This window comes from Ideonella paludis (assembly GCF_018069865.1).
GTDB lineage: Bacteria > Pseudomonadota > Gammaproteobacteria > Burkholderiales > Burkholderiaceae_C > Ideonella > Ideonella paludis.
The window spans coordinates 36,828-55,262 of the sequence record NZ_JAGQDG010000004.1; the positions used below are offsets into that span (position 1 = coordinate 36,828).

The window sequence follows — 18,435 nt, forward strand, 5'->3', positions numbered from 1 at the left end:
AAGTGAGTCCTGCCTTTTACTCTCCCCTCCAGCGCCCCACAACCCCTTTCTCATCGTCAGACTGCAGCGCACAGACACCAAGCCTTGACAGGCTTGTGGCACCATCTTGCTTGCTCGCCTTGAGCCATGCCCTGTCGGCAACCTCCTCACACCATGCTGATCGACTTCTTCTACACCCTGCGCGCTGCTCGCCTCCCCGTCTCGGTCAAAGAGTTTTTGACCCTGCTGGACGCCTTGCGCCAGGGCGTGATCGGCCCGTCGGTTGACGACTTCTACCACCTGGCACGCCTGACCCTGGTCAAGGACGAAGCCTTGTTTGACAAATTCGATCGCGCCTTTGCTGCCTATTTCAAAGGCGTCGAATTGCTGACTGATTTCGGCAAAGAGGTCCCCCTAGACTGGCTGCAAAAGGTGTTGGAAAAAGAACTCAGCCCTGAGGAAAAAGCCGCGATTGAAAAAATGGGCTGGGACGAGTTGATGGAGACGCTCAAAAAACGTCTTGAGGAGCAAACGGAGCGTCACGAAGGCGGCAACCGTTGGATAGGCACCGGGGGTACCAGTCCCTTCGGTAATGGCGGCTATAACCCGCAGGGTGTGCGCATTGGAGGACAGGGCCGCAACAAGAGCGCAGTCAAGGTGTGGGAGCAGCGCGCCTACCGCGACTATGACGACTCACTGGAGCTGGGCACCCGCAACATCAAAGTGGCCTTGCGCCGCCTGCGCCGCTTTGCCCGCGAAGGCTCCGATTTAGAGTTGGACTTGGACGACACCATCCACAGCACCGCCGCCAATGCCGGCCTGCTGGACATCAAGATGATCCCCGAGCGGCACAACAAGGTCAAAGTGCTGCTGGTGATGGATGTTGGCGGCACCATGGATGAACACATCCACCGGGTGGAAGAGCTTTTTTCAGCCGCCAAGACGGAGTTCAAGCACTTGGAGTTCTATTACTTCCACAACTGCCCCTATGACTTCATGTGGAAGAACAACAAGCGTCGCTACAGCGAGAAGATGCCCACGTGGGACATCATCCGCAAGTACAACAAGGACTGGCGTCTGATCTTTGTGGGCGACGCCACCATGAGCCCCTATGAAATTTTGCAGCCCGGCGGCAGCGTGGAGTACAACAATGAAGAGGCCGGCGCCGAGTGGATACAGCGCCTCACCAATGCCTTTCCCAAATACGCCTGGATCAACCCTGAGCCCCAGGGCGTGTGGGACTACCGCCAGAGCATTGCCTTGGTGCAGCAACTCACCCATCACCGCATGTTCCCGCTCACCCTGGCTGGGCTGGAAGGCGCGATGCGCTTGCTGAGCAAATGAGCCGTTGGGCACCTCTGGCGGCCCTGCTGATGGCGCTGGGCCTGAGCGCTTGCGCGAGCTTGGGCGACATGGTCGCGCCAGGCTCCGCTGCCGCACCACTCAGCCCCGAGGCTGCGGCCTCCGCGGCCCAAGCCGCTGCCCGCCGCCCGCAGCTCGAGATTGAAGCCGACAGCGCGCTCAAGCCCGTGTTGCTGCGCTCGCTGGATTTGGCACGCGCCGTGGCCTCACCCGATGCCGACACCATCAATGAGCTGGAGTGGGCACGCCTGATCGCCGTTGCGCCTGAGCAAGCCCAGCAAGCGCTGCAAACCGAAGGGCTGTTTGAAGCCCAGGTCCGGGTCGAGCGGGCGTCAGAGTCGCCGCTGCGCCTCAAGCTGATCGTCACGCCAGGTGAGCCGGTCCGCGTCGGTCGATTGACCTTGGAGGTCCAAGGCGAGTTGGCTGACTTGGCAGAAGCGGGCGACGCCACGGCACAGGCGCTCAAGGCCAAGCTGCAGGCCCAATGGCCTCTGAAGCCCGGCGTGCCTCTGCGGATGAGCGACTGGGCCGACGCCAAGAACGCCGTGCTGGCCCTGCTGCGTGCGCAGGGCTATGCGAGTGCTTCTTGGGCGGGCACGGGGGCGCAAATTGACCCCGCGCAGCGCGAATCTCGTTTGTTCTTGGTGGCAGATAGTGGCCCGCTCTACCGCGCCGGGGGCATTGATGTGGAGGGCCTTTTTTTCCATCAGCTCGACCGCATTCAGGCCCTGGCCGATCTGCCGCCGGGCAGCCCACTGACAGAGGCCGCCCTGCTCGACTATCAGCTGCGCTTGACCAAAACAGGCCTCTTCGATCAAGCCACGGTCACCTTGGACCCAGACCCAGCGCTGGCCGCGCAAGCCCGGGTCAAGGTGACGGTGAAGGAAGCACCGATCTACACCACCACCTTGTCCCTGGGCTACAGCTCGGACGGTGGCCCCAGAACCGTCGCAGAGCATTTGGTGCGCCGCCTGCTGGACAAGCCCATCCAAATGAGCAACAAGTTGGAATGGGCAAGGGATGCACAAAGCTGGACGGGCGCACTCTCTACACACCTCAACGGTCACTTTGACCGCGATATCCTGGGACCGAGCTATGCGAGGCGCTCCGACCTCGACCTGACGGAAACCTCGCATCGGCTGCGAGTGGGCCGCTCACATGAGCGCACAGAGTTTGAACGCCTGATCTTCGCCGAGGTGGAACGCTCCGAGGTCTGTCTGGACCAAGCCAATGGTGTTTGCCTGTCCACACAGGCCTTCTCCTTGAATACCCACTACACCTGGCGGCGCCTCGACAGTGTCTTGCTGCCTACCGAGGGGTACGCCTTGCAACTGCAGGCCGGCATGGGATGGAGTGTGGACAAAAACGGCACAGATAACAGCCGCAATAAGGGACTGTTTGGACGCCTCTACGCCCGAGCCATCGGCTATTGGCCCCTGGGGGGCCTGTGGACCTCCCAAGCGCGCCTGGAGTTGGGGGCAGCGGCGTCGACCAACGATGTCAGCGTACCGCTGAGCCAACTCTTCTGGGCTGGCGGCGATGACTCCGTGCGCGGCTATCCCTCCCGTGGGCTGGGTGGCACCTCGGTGGGCCCGCTGGAGATCGGCTCCAACTTGTTGGCCACAGCCAGTGTCGAACTGGCCCATCCATTCACCGCCAAACTGCCCTCGGTCCAGTGGGCCGCCTTCATCGACGGCGGACGCGCTGGCGACAGCGTGGCCGACCTCCGGCCCGCGCTGGGCTATGGCTTGGGCCTGCGTTGGCGCAGCCCGGTCGGGCCGCTGAAGGTGGATTGGGCCTGGGGCGAAGAGCGGCGACGTGGCCGTCTGCACCTCAGCTTGGGAGTGAACTTTTGAGCCAGCTGCCCGAGGCCACGCCTGCCCCCACGGCCGAGCCAGCGCCCCCGCCACGGCGCCGCCGCGGCCTGTGGCTGCTGGCCGGCACAGCGGCACTGGCAGCCGCCAGCCCGGTGGTGCTGTGGCACAGCGAGGCCGCCACAGCCTGGGCATTGCGCCAGGTGCCTGGCCTGCAGGTCGACGGCTGGCAGGGCAGCCCGGGCCGTGGCCCCATGCAGGCGCGGCAGCTTCGCTGGGAGTCACCTTCTGGCCGTCTGGAGATCACCAACCTCCACATCCAAGGCCTGCAGTGGCATTGGCAAAGCGGCGCCGGATCGCACATCGCACTGAGCCTGCCTGAGCTCAAGCTCCAACGCCTGCAATGGACCAGCGCCAGCACGCCCCAAGGCGCCAGCCCAGCCCCCAATAGCTTGCGACTGCCCCTCAGCGTCGCCTTGCCGAACATCCACATCGCCACCCTGCAGGCGGATGGCTTGCCCGCCCTGCAAGACCTGCAGGCTGCGCTGCATCTGGGCGCAGACGCGGGCGCCCTGCACCGGGTGGAGCACCTGCGTCTGCGCACAGACCGCTTCAGTGCCGAGGCTTCGGGCCAACTGGGGGCCGACGGCCGATTACCCTTGCAGGCCAAGCTCAGGCTGCAGAGCTTGCCGGGCAGCCCGGCTTGGCAAGCAGAAGCCAGCGCACAAGGGCCCTTGGCTCAATTCGACCTCTCGGCGGCACTGCAGGGTCAAGCCTCCGTGGCTGCAGGGCCGGCCTCACCCCACGCCGCCGCCGCGCCCTCATTGCAGGCCCAAGCTCAGATCCGGCTTTTTGAGCCCTGGCCCCTGGGAGACTTGTCGCTCCGCACCGACGCATTGGACATGGCCGCCTTGCTCGCAGGCCTGCCCAGAACACAGTTGAAGGGCGAGGTAGTGCTGCGCACCGCCGGCCTAGACCAAGCCGCTCAGGCGGACATCCGCGTGACCAACGCGGCTGCGGGCCGCTGGGATCAAGGCCTGCTGCCGGTGCGCAAGCTGCAGGCCGCGCTCAGCGGCACGCCCTCGCCCCTGAGCCGCCTGAGTGGCCAGCAAGTTCAGCTTGAACTGGGGGACGCCCGGGCCGCCGCCGGCCTGATCACGGGCCAAGCGGAGTGGCAGGCCCCAAGCGGGACGCAGGCCTACAGCCAGACCGCGCTCACCCTAGACCTCCAGCGCATCACCCCAGCAGCCCTGGACCAGCGTGCTCCAGCCATGACGCTCAGCGGCCCGCTGACCCTGAAGCTGCAATCCCCGACCGCACCCGCTTCGGCCCAAGACTGGACCCTCGACAGCCGCCTGCAAGGCACCCTCAGCGCAACGGCGCCCAACGCCCCGGTGGTCAACCTGAACCTGAAAGCGCAGGGTCAAGGAAGCAGCCAGCTCACCATCGAGCAAGCCACGCTCACTGCCGGCCCGGCGCAAGCACAGCTGAGCGCAGAGCTTTCTCGGCAAGACGAGCAATGGCGCTGGAAGGCCGAGGGCCGCCTGCAAGACTTTGACCCCTCAGTATGGTGGCCGGGCGCCCCTGACAGCGCCTGGCGGCGCGGGCCGCACCAACTGCGGGCGGCTTTGAGCACCAGCGGCCAAGCCTCGGTGGCACTGCTCAGCCAACCTGAGCAACTGTGGCGCTCCGGCGCTGCCAAGCTGGCCCTGACAGTGGAGCCCAGCGTGCTGGCGGGCGTGCCGCTGCAGGGGCAACTGAGCCTCACCCCCAGTGCTGGCGCCATCAAAGGCATGCCCGCTTTGGACGGGATGCTGCAACTCAACTCAGGCCGCAACGCCCTGAGCGCGCAGGCCGGCGCCAGCGCAGGTGCGCCACTGAGCGTCACGCTGAGCTGGCCGGATGTCGCCAGCCTGGCACCGCTGTTCAAACTCCACCCCGGCAGCGCGGCCTGGGCCCCCACCGAAGGCGAGGCCGAGCTGAGCCTGCAGGCCGAGCCTCAAGGCCCGCAAGCCTGGTCTTGGCGCCTGGCGTCCAAGCTCAAAGCCATTCGCACCCCATCCATGAGCTTGGTTTCAGGCCAGCTCATCGGGCAAGGCCAGACCGGCAGCACAGGCCGCGAGGGCAAAGCCGAGCTGAGCTTGACGGCTGACAAGCTGCAGGGCCAGCCCTGGCTCATCGACCGCCTACAGGCCGACCTGAGTGGCAGCCTGGCCCAGCACCGGCTCAAGCTCAACGTGGTCAGTCCCGCCCGGCCACCGGCTTGGTTTGAGCAAATCTTGGGAGCCAAGACAGGGGGCGGCAGCCAAGTCAGCGCAGACCTGCAAGGCCAATGGCGCCCGGCCACGACCGAGAAAAGGCCTCGCAGCAATGGTCTCGCAGGCCGCTGGACGGGCCAAGTGCTCAGCCTGCAAGGCCGCAGCACCGATGCCGCCAGCCAGCCTTGGCTCAGCGCCGAAAAGCTGGCCCTGAGCCTGGACATCGACCCTGGCGGGCGCCTGCAAGCCGCGGAGATTCAACCTGGGCGCGTGGCTTTGCCCGGCACCGCCGTCCGTTGGGCCCAAAATCAATGGCGTTGGACGGAGCAGGGGCAAGCGCGGGGCACGCTGGAAGCCCAGATCGAGCCCTTTGCCGTCGCCCCCTTGCTGGCGCGCGCCCAGCCTGAGTTGGGCTGGCAAGGCGACCTGGTTTTGGGGGCCGAGCTGAGGATCAACCGCGAAACGGAGTTCGACGCCGACATCGTGTTCGAGCGCCGCAGTGGGGACCTGAGCGTCGCCTCCGACAGCCTCGGCCCCACGCCCCGGCAACAAGCGCTGGGCTTGACCGACCTGCGCCTGGGGCTGGCCGCCCACAAAGGCGTGTGGCACTTCACCCAAGGGCTGGCCGGGCAAAAACTGGGCGAGATGGCCGGCGTGGCCACCGTGCGCACTCAGCCCGAGCTGGCCTGGCCGCCTGCCGACGCGCCGCTCGACGGTGTCTGGCAGATGCGCGTGGCGGAGCTCGGCGCTTGGGGCACTTGGGTGCCACCCGGCTGGCGCTTGGGCGGTGAGCTTCGCAGCGCGGCCAGCCTGGGTGGCCGCTTTGGCGCGCCGGAGCTGAACGGCCAAGTCAGTGGCCAAGGTCTGACCTTGCGCAATGTGCTGGAAGGCGTGCATCTGCGTGAGGGCGACATCGACATCCGGCTGCAAGGCGCCAGTGCGCAGATCGAGCGCTTCAATTTCAAGGGCGGCGCCGGCAGCGCACGCCTGACCGGCAGCGCCAGCTTGGGTGCCGACCCGAAGGCGCAGCTCAAGCTGGCGCTCGACCAATTCCAGGCGCTGGGCCGTATCGACCGCCGCTTGGTGGCCAGTGGTGAGGCTCACATCGAGCTGGACCGCGAGACCGCCAAAGTCACTGGCGATGTTCGGGTGGACGAGGGACTGATCGACGTCAGCCAAGCCTCGGCCGCCCAACTGCCAGACGACGTCACCGTGCTGGCGCCGCAAATCGCCGACACGCCACGCAGCGCCGTCAACAGCCCCCGACGCAAGATGGGCTTGGCGCTGAAGGTCGAACTGGGCGATAAGCTCCGCCTGAAAGGCCGAGGCATAGACACCTTGCTGCGCGGAGACCTCAAACTGGTCACGTCTGCCGCCGGGGTGCTCTCCGTGGCGGGTGCCGTGCGGGCCGAGCAAGGCACCTATGCTGCCTACGGGCAAAAGCTCAAGATCGAACGCGGCGTGCTGCGCTTCGTAGGCCCGGTCGATGACCCTCGGCTCGATGTGTTTGCGGTCAGGCCCAACATCGATGTGGTGGTGGGCGTGGCCGTCACCGGCAGTGCGCTCAATCCTCGCATCCGCCTGGCCAGCGAGCCCGATATGCCCGAGACCACCAAGCTGAGCTGGCTGATGTTGGGCCGCGAGCCCGACGGCCTGGGCCAGGCCGAAACGGCCTTGCTGCAGCGTGCCGCAATTGCCCTTTGGGCTGGCGAAGGCGAAGCCCCCACCGACGCCATGCTCAGTGCGATCGGCATCACCGATTTCTCGGTGCGCCAAACCGACACCGGTGAAGCCCGGGACACCGTGGTGGCCCTGGGCAAACAACTCAGCCAACGCTGGTGGGTGGGTTATGAGCGCAGCATTAACAGCACCACGGGCACCTGGCAGCTGATCTACCGCGCCGCCCAACGCTTCACCCTGCGTGCCCAGTCAGGCCAAGACCAAGCCCTGGACCTGATTTGGACCTGGCGCTGGAACCCAACGCCCGCCAAAAAGTGAGGCGAACGCCGTAGCTTGCGCTGGCCACCCCAAACAGGATTAGGGATTTCACCAGTTTTAGGCTATGATCGTGGACTGATCTGACATCAGCCTATGGGTTGTGATGCGCATTGCGACATCAAGGCAGCCTTTCTGAGTTTGATCTCTACGCCCATCTCCCTGACCTTCCGGTTCAATTACCGTTGAAGGCCGCGTCTCAAAGCCCTCGTGGCCAAGAGCAGCGAGTCTTGAATGCTTCAGCGCAGCGCTTCAAAGTGTTGCGTGGTCCTCTGGTCGGCGGCGATGTTTATGCCCCACCGCACGTCCGATTCGGCTTGCGTTTCGCACCTTGCATGGTGTGAGCGATAGCTTGGTCGGTGCACAGGACTGTTATGACATTCGAATCCCTTGGCCTCGATGAGGCCCTTCTGCGCGCACTTCAAACCGCAGGCTACGAAAACCCCACCGACGTTCAAGCCCGCGCTGTGCCTGCCGCCTTGGCGGGCCGCGACCTGCGCGTCTGCTCCAGCACCGGCAGCGGCAAGACCGCCGCTTTCGTGCTGCCTGCGCTGATGCGCGTTCTGGAAGCACGCAAAGACCCCGCCCAAAAGCCCAAGCGTGGCGAAGTGCGTGGCCCGCGCATTCTGGTGCTGGTGCCCACCCGTGAGTTGGCCATGCAAGTCGCCAAGGCCGCAGCCGACTATGGCCGCTTTGTGCCCTACCTCAGTGTGGCCACCATCGTCGGCGGCGTGCCTTATGCCAACCAATTGCGCGCCCTGCGCATGCCGCTGGACATCCTGATCGCCACCCCCGGCCGTCTGATCGACCACCTCGGCAGCGGCAAGGCGATTCTTGAGAACGTCGAGATGCTGGTGCTGGACGAAGCCGACCGCATGCTGGACATGGGCTTCATCGACGACATCGAGCACATTGCCCAAGCCTTGCCGATCAAGCGCCAAACCCTGATGGCCAGTGCCACCTTCGCCGGTGAAGTGGGCCGCCTGGCCCAGTCGCTGCAGAAGGACGACGTGGAGCGCATCGAGATTGCCGCCCACACCGCCAAGCACGAGAACATCACCCAGCAACTGATGTGGGCTGACGACCTGGACCACAAGCATGCCTTGCTGGACCACTTGCTGACCGAGCGTGAAGTCGACCAAGCCGTGGTCTTCACCAGCACCCAGATCGATGCCGACCGCCTGGCCGAGCGCCTGGGCGAAATGGGCCATTCTGTCGCAGCCCTGCACGGCGGCATGCCGCAAGGCCGCCGCAACCGCGTGCTGTCTGCGTTGCGCAGCCGCCAATTGCGCATCTTGGTGGCCACTGATGTGGCCGCCCGCGGCATCGACGTGCCCACCATCACCCACGTGGTGAACTACGGCCTGCCGCTCAAGGCGGAAGACTATGTGCACCGCATTGGCCGCACCGGCCGTGCGGGCCGCGAAGGCCGTGCCATCACCTTGGCCGAGCGCCGTGATGTGTCCATGATCCGCCGCATCCAGCACTACACCACCCAGCCCATCCCCGTGGCAACGGTGGAAGGCCTGGAGCCGCGCCGCGCAGCCCCTGACATGAGCGGCCGCCCCGCTTTTGGTGGCGACCGCCGTGGCCCCAGCCGCGGTGGCAGCTATGGCCGCCCCAACAACTATGGTGGCGACCGTGGCCAAGGCCATTGGGGTGACCGGCCGCAAGGCGACCGCCCGCCCTATGGCGACCGCCCTTACCAAGTCGGCCCCAAGCCCAGCCGCAGCTTCGGCGGTGGTGGCGACCGCTTTGCCCCCGCCCCGCGTGGCGAGCGCCCCTACACCCCCAAGACTCCCTTCGGCGAGCGCCCTCAGGGTTACTTCAACCGCGACGGCGGTGAGCAGCGCAGCTTTGGGGGTGAACGCTCATACGGCGGTGACCGCCCCCAACGTGACGGCCACCGTGCCGAGAACGGCTTTGGCGGTGGTGGTCACCACGCACCTGCCAGCCGTCCGAGCTGGGGTGGCAAGCCCCGCGCGGGTGGCGACCACGCCCCCTTCCGCGGCGAGCGTGCCCCTCACCATCACACCGATGGTGCGCCTTCGTCCAGCAAGCCCCGCTTTGTGAGCAAGGGCACCAGCGACGGCAAGCGTCCGCGGAAAGCGGTGTAAGCCGCCTGCGGCGCGACCGTGTCGCCGCTGGCATAGATGTGGCGGTGCAAGCGCGCCGCCACGTCGGCATCAAAGGGATTGCCCGCCTCGATGAAGGCATCGTAGGCATCGGCATCCAGCACCTCAGCCCACAGGTAGACGTAGTAGCCCGAGGCATACGACGCACCGGCGAAGAGGTGCTGAAAGTGCGGCAGCCTGTGCCGCATGCCCACGGCGCGTGGCATGCACAGGCGCTGCAATGCGGCCTGCTCGAAGGCCACGATATCGGCCGGTGGCGTGCTTTGCGCGTGGATCTCCAAGTCCACCAAGGCGCTGCCGCAATAGCTCACCGTCTCGTAGCCCTGGCCCCAGCGCTGCGCCGCTTGCAGGCGCTGCACCAGCGCATCCGGAATCGGCTCACCCGTCTGCCAATGGCGGGCATGTTGGCGCAGCACTTGCGGCTCGGCCAGCCAATGCTCAAACAACTGCGACGGCAGCTCGACAAAGTCGCGCAGCACCTGTGTGCCCGCGAGGCGGTGATAGGTCACCCGAGAAAGCAAGCCGTGCAGGCCATGGCCAAACTCATGGAACAGCGTGCGCGCGTCATCAAAGGACAGCAGCGTGGGCTCGCCCGGCGCGCCCTTGGCGAAGTTGTTGTTGTTGACGATGATGGGTCGCTCAACCCCCCGGTTACGGGACTGGTAGTTGAAGTCACTCATCCAGGCGCCTGAGCGCTTGGTCTGGCGCGCAAAGTTGTCGTGCAAGAAGACTCCGGCGCTGCGGCCCTGGGCGTCAAACACCTCATAGACCTTCACATCAGGGTGATAGGCCGCCACCTCAGGTCGGGCTTCAAAACGCACGCCGAACAGGCGCTGGGCGCAGTCGAACACCGCCTCGACCATGCGGTCCAGCGGGAAGTAGGGCTTGAGCTCGGACTCTTCAATGCTGAAGCGTGCTTGGCGAACCTTTTCAGACCAATAGCGCCAGTCCCAGGCCTCGGGCTCGCCCGCCACGCCATGGCTGCGCATCATCGCAATCAAGGCTTGGCGCTCGCGCTCAGCCGCTGGCAAGGCCCGCTGCCAAACCTCGTTCAGCAGATCGAACACCGCCTTTTGCGAGCCGGCCATGGTGTCGGCCAGCGCATAGTCGGCATAGCAGGCATAGCCGTGAGCTTCGGCCTGGGCTTGGCGCAGCACCAAGATCTGCCGGGCGACCTCACGGTTATCCGTCTCGCCACCCGTCTCGCCGCGCGCGTTCCAGGCGCGCCAAGCGGTTTCGCGCAGGTCGCGCCGCTCGGAGAAGGTCAAGAAAGGCACGATCAGGGAGCGCGACAGCGTGATCACATGGCTGCCGGCGGGCAAGCCCCGCTCCACCGCTGCTTGGGCCGCTGCGGCCCGCACAAAACCGGGCAGGCCGGCCAAATCGGCCTCGCCTAGCAACAGCAATTGATAGCTGGATTCATCGGCCAGCACGTTTTGCGCAAAGCGGGTGGTCAGCTCGGCCAACTGCTGCATGATGCTGGAGTAGCGCGCCTGAGCCTCGGCGTCAAAGCGAGCCCCCGCGCGCACTGCGTCTTGGTGCAATCGCTCCAGTAAACGCAGTTGTTCCGGCGCCAACTCCAGGGCATGGCGCCGCTCATGCAAGGCGTCCAAACGCGCGAACACCCCCGGGTGCATCTTGACCTGGCTGTCATGGGCCGCCAGCAACGCAGCGGTATCGCGCTGCACGGCTTGCAGCTCCGGTGAGGTTTGCGACGACGTCAGGTTGGAGAGCACGGCTTCGATGCGATAGAGCAAAGCACCCGCTTTGTCCAAGGGCACCACGGTGTTGTCAAAGCTGGGCAGCTCGGTGGCCGCACCAATCGCGTCTAACTCGGCGATCTGCTGGCGCATGGCTTCTTGCAGGGCCGGGCCGAAGTGGGCGGGGGCGATTTGCGCAAAAGGCGGCAGGCCGAAAGGCCCACTCCAGGGCAAAAGCAGAGGGTTGGGCGCAACAGGATCTAATGGCATGAAAGTCCAATCGTGGGTGACGACATGAAAAGCAGCAGTGCACCGGCCAAGGCGCCGCGCAAGGAATAATCCCGCCAGACACTCCCTGAGGCTGAAGACGTGTGGTCTTGGGCGCACTGAATCATCAAAGAATGATGCCACCGATGCCCTGGGACACGCCTCGCCAAAGACCCCAATAGCCGGGTGGCAGGCCGCCTCAAACAAGGGGGCTCGCCACCCTGCCCCGCCCTATTTGCCCACCATGAGCACCGCCTTTGTTGCCCCCTTCTTGCGCGTCGGACTTGTCGGCTTCGGTTTTGCCGGGCGCACGTTTCATGCCCCGCTGCTGCGCACCACACCCGGTTTGCAGCTCTGCGCCGTGGCCAGCAGCCAGCCCGCCGAGGTCCACGCCCAACTCGGGCCCCACACCCAAGTCTGGGCCGATCCATTGGCCTTGATCGCCAGCCCTGAGGTCGACCTCGTCGTCTTGGCCAGCCCCAACGACAGCCACTTTGCCTTGGCTCACGCTGCGCTGCAGGCGGGCAAAGCGGTGGTGGTGGACAAGCCCTTCACATTGCATGCCGCCGAGGCACAAGCCTTGGTGAACCTGGCCGAGGCCAAGGGCTTGTTCTTGAGCGTGTTTCACAACCGCCGCTGGGACGGCGACTTTTTAACCCTGCAAGCGCTGCTGGCCCAAGGTGAGCTGGGGCGAGTGGTGCGCATGGCCTCGCATTTCGACCGCTTTCGCCCCTTGGTGCGCCAGCGCTGGCGCGAGGCTGCCGGCCCCGGCGGTGGCTTGTGGATAGACCTCGCACCGCATTTGCTGGACCAAGCGCTGCAGTGCTTTGGCGCCCCTGCGGCGCTGTATGCCGACATCGCCACCCTGCGCGACGGCGGCCAGGCCGATGACTGGTTTGCCTGCGAGCTGCGCTATGCCTCTGGCCTGCGCGTTCACCTCAGCGCCAGCACCCTGGCCGCCCATGCCGCCCCGCGCTTTGTGGTGCACGGCACGCGCGGCAGCTACCGTAAATGGGGCCTGGACGCTCAAGAAGACGCACTGCGTGCGGGCACCCTGCCCGACCCAGCACAGCCCGAACACTGGGGCCACGACCCCCAAGCGGGCGAGCTGACCCAAGCCACCGACCCCGCCCAACCCGACCAGCGCCACACCCAAGCCTGGCCCACCCTGCCCGGCCGCTACCCGCACTACTACGCCGCCGTGGCCGCCGCGCTGCGCGGCCACGGCCCCAACCCCGTGCCGCCGCGCCAAGCCTTGGCGGTGATGCAACTGCTGGACCTGGGGCGGGAGAGTGCGGCGCGCCGGGCGGAGCTGAGCGTCCAGATCGTCTCCTGAGCACAGCTACACTCGGCCACCCCTGAGCCTCAGGGGCTTTTTGTTGGAACGACACCGCGCCCATGGCTCTCAAATCCACCATTTACAAGGCTCAGCTGCAGATTGCAGACATGGACCGCCACCTCTATGCCGACCATGCGCTGACGTTGGCGCGTCACCCCTCGGAGACGGACGAGCGCATGATGATGCGGCTGCTGGCCTTTGCGATGAGCGTGCCCGCCGACGACCTGCAAGGCGCACTGACTTTTGCGGGCGGCTTGTCGGACACCGAAGAGCCTGACCTGTGGCAAAAAGACCTGACCGGGCAGTTGGTGCAGTGGATCGAGGTGGGCCAGCCCCTGGATGAGCGCCGCCTGATCAAGGCCTGCGGCCGGGCCGAGGTGGTGCGCTTGTGGGCCTACAGCAGCGCGGTGCCGGTGTGGTGGAGCAGCATGGAAGGCAAGCTCTCACGCCTGAGCAATTTAGAGGTTTGGCAGGTGCCCCCTGAGACCAGCAAGGCCTTGGCCGCGCTGGCCCAACGCAGCATGCAATTGCAGGTGACGGTGCAAGACGGTGCCATCTGGGTGGGCGACGGGCAAAGCTCGGTGCAAGTAGAGCCCATCGCCCTGCGCAGCCTGAAGCCCAGCCGAGGGTAATCGCCCCCCAAGTTCTCGGGCCTGGGTCGGGCGGCAGGGCTCTGCAGCCCCTGCGGCGCTGGCCTATCATGGCGCCCGACACTCCAGCCGCCGCACGCCTACCCGGCAGCCGCGGCCTTTTTCGTCCCAACGCCACCCGCGCTGCCCATGACACACCCCTTTTCTCGCCGCCTGATGCTGGCCCTGATCGGAGCCACCAGCCTGATGACCATGACACCTGTTGCCCACGCTGCCGCCCCGGCCCCTGAAGACCCCTACTTGTGGCTGGAGGACGTACAAGGCGAGAAGCCCTTGGCGTGGGTGCGAGAGCGCAATGCCGCCTCGCGCGCGGTGCTGGAAGCGCACCCTGATTTCGCCAGCAACAAGCAGCGCTTCCGCGAGATTTTGGATTCGACCGACCGCATCCCCTATGCCCAACGGGACGGCGACTACTTTGTCAACTTCTGGCGCGACAAGAGCAACCCACGTGGCCTGTGGCGCCGCACCAGCCTGACGGAGTACCGCAAGCCCAATCCGCAGTGGGAAGTGCTGTTGGATTTGGACGCCTTGGGCAAAGCCGAGAACGAAAACTGGGTTTGGAAGGGTGCGCGTTGCCTGGACGGCGCCTCCACCCGCTGCCTGCTGCTGCTCTCGCGCGGCGGTGCAGACGCCGTGGTGGTGCGCGAGTTCGACACCGCCACCAAGCAGTTCGTCAAAGACGGCTTCAACTTGCCCGAGGCCAAGACGGATGTGACTTGGCTGGACCAAAACCGCCTCTTCGTGGGCACCGACTTTGGCCCCGGCTCACAAACGGATTCGGGCTATCCGCGCGTGGTCAAGCTCTGGCAGCGTGGCCAGGCCTTGAGTGCTGCCACCACCGTGTTTGAAGGCGAAAAAACCGATGTGGCGGCTGGCGCCAATGTGGACCACACGCCTGGCTTTAAGCGCGTCACCTTCAGCCGCGCCGACAGCTTCTACACCAGCCAGATGTTTGTATGGACCGAAGGCCAAGCACCCGTCAAAGTGGACAAGCCTGCCGATGCCCAGTTCAGCTTCTGGCGCGAGCGCGTGCTGGTGGAGTTGCGCAGCGACTGGAAGGTCAAAAGCAGCAAGGGCGAGGTCACTTGGCCGCGTGGCAGCTTGTTGGTGGGCGACGCTCAGGCCTACCTGAAGGGCCAGCGAGACTTCACCGCCTTGTTCACCCCCACCGCGACCCGCTCGCTGGCGGGCTTCTCGCTCACCCGCAGCCAGGTGCTGCTGAGCGTGCTGGACAACGTGGCCGGCCGCGCCGAAGCCTGGCGCTTTGAGGGCAGCCAGTGGAAGAAGCGTGACATCGCTGCGCCCTTCCCCGGCACGCTGGGCCTGTCGGCCCTGCATGACCCGCAAGTCAGCAATGACCCCTGGGCCGAGCACTTCATGCTGACCTACACCGACTTCGTCACGCCTGATTCGCTCTACCTGGGTGAAGCGGGTAAAGACGGCCTGGAGCGCATCAAGTCGCGCCCGGCGTTTTTTGACGCCTCGACCGTCAAGGCCGAGCAGCACTTTGCGACATCGAAGGACGGCACCAAAGTGCCCTACTTTGTGATCGGTGCCAAAAACCGCGTGGACGATGGCAAAAACCCCACCTTGCTCTACGGCTACGGCGGCTTTGAGCAGTCGATGCAGCCCTGGTACTCGGGCGGCTATGGCACAGCCTGGTTCACCAAGGGCGGCGTGCTGGTGGTGGCCAATATCCGCGGTGGTGGTGAATATGGCCCAGGCTGGCACCAAGCCGCCATCAAGGCCAATAAGCAAAAGAGCTATGACGACTTTGCGGCCGTGGCCGAAGACCTGATTGCCCGCAAAGTCACCTCGCCGCGCCACCTGGGCATCCAGGGCGGCAGCAACGGCGGCCTGCTGGTGGGTGCAGTGATGGTGCAGCGCCCTGAGCTGTTCAATGCCGTGGTCTGCCAAGTGCCGCTGCTGGACATGCGCCGCTTCCACACCCTGCTGGCCGGTGCGAGCTGGATGGCCGAATACGGCAACCCGGATGTGCCCGAAGAGTGGGCTTACATCTCCAAGTACAGCCCTTACCAGAACGTGAGCAAGGGCAAGACCTATCCCAAGGTCTTCTTTGTGACCTCGACGCGCGATGACCGCGTCCACCCTGCGCACGCCCGCAAGATGGCCGCGCGGATGATCGAGCAAGGCCACCAAGTGCTGTACTACGAGAACATCGAAGGCGGCCACGGCGCTGCGGCCGACAACTCCCAAGCGGCCGACCGTCTGGCCCTGGAGTTCGCCTTCCTCTGGCAACAACTCAAGCGTTAACCCAAACATGAGCCAGCCTACCGTTACCCACAATGCCGCGGCCCAGCGCTTTGAGCTGACGGTGGACGGCTTGCTCTGCGAAGCCACCTACCGCCTGAAGGACGGTGTGATGTGGATGAACCACACCGGCGTGCCCCCGGCACTGGAGGGCCGCGGCTTGGCCAGCCAGTTGGTGGCCGCCGCTGTGGCCCATGCGCGAGAGCACGGCTTGAAGATCAAGCCGCTGTGCAGCTATGTGGTGGTGTGGATGCGGCGGCACCCTGAGGCCGCCGACCTTCTGGCTTAAATCTTGATTTCCAACTGCGCCCGCCAGGTCATGGCGGTAGGCGACACCGTCTGCGCGACTTCGTCACCCACTTGAGAGGTCGAGCCGGTGTCCAGCGGCGCCAAATTGCTGAGCGACACGCGCAGGCGCCACGCTGAGCTGAAGCTCCACAAGGCATAGGCATCAATGACCCGCTTGGTGGGCTGCTCCAGCCATTGGTTTTCGGCCAGGCGGGTGGTGTAGCCTGGGGTGTAAGAGACGCTGCTGCCCACGGTGAGGGGCATGTCCTTGACCTTCCAGTCGGCGCCGATGTTCAAAGTACCACCGGGCTGGCTGTCCAAGCGATTGTTCGGCCCGACCACGCTGTCCACACGCGACACATACAGGCTCAGATTGGCGCGCAGGTCCACCTGTGGCGCGTCTTGCACCCATTCCGTGAGCCGCCCTTTGGCCTCCAATTCCACGCCTTGTGTGGTCGCTCGCCCGACGTTTTGAGGTCTGGACACATAGCGCGGCGTGGCCGACCACGACACGTCCTCCAAAGACACCACGGAGCGCATCAGGTCCGTGATGCGGCGGTGGAACAGGTTGACGCTCAACAAGCCGCCACCGGGCAGGTAGCGCTCGGCCGCCAAGTCAATGCCAGTGGCCAACTCGGGCTGCAGGGCTGGGTTGCCGGCGCGGTCGGGCGAGGTTTCGCTGTTGCGGGTGGCGAGGCTGGGCCAGGCCACCAGTTGGGTCAGCGTGGGGGATTTGTAGCTGCGCGTCAGGCTGATGCGCACCTGGTCGCGGCTCTTGGGCTCGGGCCGCCACAGTGCATGCAGCAAAGGCGTGACCACGCTGCTGGTGTTGCTCACCGCCGGTAATTCTCCCAGTGGCTCGCCTTGGGTGCGGATGCCTTCCCAGCGCAAGCCACCATGCACCGCCCATTGCGGTGTCAGGCTCCATTCGTCTTGCCCAAACAGGGCCACGCGCCGTGTGGAGGCGGCCAGGTTGTCACCAAAGCCCACCAGACGCGGCTGACCGTTGAGCAAGGGCTCGCGCTGGTCATCGCGCTGAGCGGCTTCGGCTTCCAAGCCAAACACCAAGTTGTGGTCGTTATCGAGCAGCTTGCTGCCCTTGAGGTTGATCTGCTGGGTGCGCTCGGTGCTGCGGGTGTGGTCTTGCACCACATCCGGCGTGCTGCCACCGTCAACGCTCTCTAAGCGCTGCGACTGCCCGGTGCTGCGCGATTGGCTCACACCGCCTCGGGTTTCCAGGCGCCATCCATCCACCGTGGTTCGCCATTGGCCATTCAAGCGCACCAGGGCGAAGTCACTGTCGTTCTCGCCCGTGGTGCTGCACAGCAACTGGCGGTTAAACGGCGCTTGGCCATCGCAGGCCACCGGTTGGTGGCTGAAGCTGGCCTGCCGCGTCCCCGAGCCCTTGGAGACCACCATCATGGGCATGATCATCAGGTTGTCCGTCTCACTCAGCCGCCATTGCAGCCGGGCGCTGGCGTGCAGGCCTTGGCGTTCGTCGGTGCTCTGGGCACGCTCCACCTGCACCCTCTCGGGGGTGGTGGTGGTCGTTGTGGAGGACTCCTTGCCCTGGCGCCGCCAGGCGGTGGCCGAGACGTTGTAGTTGAAGCTGTCGATCTGGTCGTCGCGGGTCCAGCCCACAAAGCCACCGGGCTCGCCGCGCTCGACCCCCACGCCCAACTTCAGGTCGTTGAGCCGCTTGGTGAAGCCCTCGCGGGTGATGATGTTGATGGTGCCGCCAATGGCGCGGGCGCCCGTCTCAGCCGTGGGGGCCCGGATGATCTCGATGCGCTCGATCTGGTCGGGGCTGATGGAGTCCAGCGACAGCCCGCCTTGCACGCGCTCCCCGTCGATCAAGATCTGCGTGTAGCCCGCCCCCAAGCCGCGCATGCGCGGGTTGCCCCCCCGGCCGGGTCGGCCGTCGGTGGTGACACCGGGCAGGCGCTTCATCACCTCGCCCAGAGAGGTGTCGCCGAACTTGTCCAGCTCCTCGCGGCCAATGATGATCTTGGCGGCGGTGGACTGGCGCCGCTGCTCGTCCTCGGTGCGCGTGCCCTTGACGGTCACGCGCTCGGTGGGTGTTGCGGCCGGCTTGGCCGCCGGTGCAGGCTCCGGCTTGGCCGGGGCCTCGGCCGCAGGGCTTTGTGCCCAAGTGGCACTGGCTGCCACCATGCTGGCGGCCAGCGCCAAAGCAGACTTGGAAAATGGCAGCGTGGTAAAAGGCATGGGCATGGCGCTCACAGGTGGGCCGGTCAGTTCAGGAATCAAGGCATTTTCATCCAGGGCCGCACCGCCTTGGGTCCAGAGGGTCTTGACTTTGCGCTGCAGAAACAGAAAAGCAGCCCGGCGCGAGCGGCGCACCAACGCCGCACCAACG

At 65.6% G+C, this 18,435-nt stretch carries 10 protein-coding genes; 8 read left to right on the forward strand and 2 right to left on the reverse strand.

The window, feature by feature from the left end; translation table 11 throughout:
• Positions 1-153 precede the first annotated feature (153 nt).
• From KAK11_RS10605 to KAK11_RS10620, 4 genes are all read left to right on the forward strand, one after another.
• The gene (locus tag KAK11_RS10605; protein ID WP_210809071.1) at positions 154-1,323 is read left to right on the forward strand and encodes a vWA domain-containing protein; all 1,170 of its coding nucleotides are present in this window, start codon (positions 154-156) and stop codon (positions 1,321-1,323) included.
• The gene (locus KAK11_RS10610; protein WP_210809073.1) at positions 1,320-3,197 is read left to right on the forward strand and encodes an autotransporter assembly complex protein TamA; all 1,878 of its coding nucleotides are present in this window, start codon (positions 1,320-1,322) and stop codon (positions 3,195-3,197) included. Before KAK11_RS10605 ends, KAK11_RS10610 begins: the two co-directional genes overlap by 4 nt.
• On the forward strand, positions 3,194-7,411 hold the full coding sequence (locus KAK11_RS10615) for a translocation/assembly module TamB domain-containing protein (RefSeq protein WP_210809075.1): 4,218 nt from the start codon (positions 3,194-3,196) through the stop codon (positions 7,409-7,411). Before KAK11_RS10610 ends, KAK11_RS10615 begins: the two co-directional genes overlap by 4 nt.
• Before the next feature lie 371 nt (positions 7,412-7,782).
• A complete protein-coding gene (locus tag KAK11_RS10620; protein ID WP_210809076.1) occupies positions 7,783-9,525 on the forward strand; it encodes a DEAD/DEAH box helicase in 1,743 nt (580 codons plus the stop codon).
• On the opposite strand, the gene KAK11_RS10625 is transcribed toward KAK11_RS10620, so the two are convergent.
• Positions 9,438-11,513, reverse strand: coding sequence for a M3 family metallopeptidase (locus tag KAK11_RS10625; RefSeq protein ID WP_210809078.1), 2,076 nt, complete (start codon positions 11,511-11,513; stop codon positions 9,438-9,440). The genes KAK11_RS10620 and KAK11_RS10625 overlap by 88 nt on opposite strands.
• A gap of 241 nt (positions 11,514-11,754) precedes the next feature.
• Between KAK11_RS10625 and KAK11_RS10630 the strand changes: the two genes are divergently transcribed.
• The 4 genes from KAK11_RS10630 (at position 11,755) to KAK11_RS10645 (ending at position 16,059) form a co-directional block, all read left to right on the forward strand.
• A complete protein-coding gene (locus tag KAK11_RS10630; protein ID WP_210809080.1) occupies positions 11,755-12,846 on the forward strand; it encodes an oxidoreductase in 1,092 nt (363 codons plus the stop codon).
• 62 nt (positions 12,847-12,908) lie between these two features.
• Positions 12,909-13,481, forward strand: coding sequence for a YaeQ family protein (locus KAK11_RS10635; protein ID WP_210809082.1), 573 nt, complete (start codon positions 12,909-12,911; stop codon positions 13,479-13,481).
• A gap of 147 nt (positions 13,482-13,628) precedes the next feature.
• Positions 13,629-15,773, forward strand: coding sequence for a prolyl oligopeptidase family serine peptidase (locus tag KAK11_RS10640; protein WP_310737785.1), 2,145 nt, complete (start codon positions 13,629-13,631; stop codon positions 15,771-15,773).
• A 7-nt stretch (positions 15,774-15,780) separates the two neighbouring features.
• Positions 15,781-16,059, forward strand: a complete 279-nt coding sequence (locus KAK11_RS10645) for a GNAT family N-acetyltransferase (protein WP_210809083.1) — start codon at positions 15,781-15,783, stop codon at positions 16,057-16,059.
• On the opposite strand, the gene KAK11_RS10650 is transcribed toward KAK11_RS10645, so the two are convergent.
• Positions 16,056-18,419, reverse strand: a complete 2,364-nt coding sequence (locus KAK11_RS10650) for a TonB-dependent receptor plug domain-containing protein (RefSeq protein WP_210809085.1) — start codon at positions 18,417-18,419, stop codon at positions 16,056-16,058. The two genes, KAK11_RS10645 and KAK11_RS10650, sit on opposite strands and share 4 nt — an antisense overlap.
• Positions 18,420-18,435: the final 16 nt, after the last annotated feature.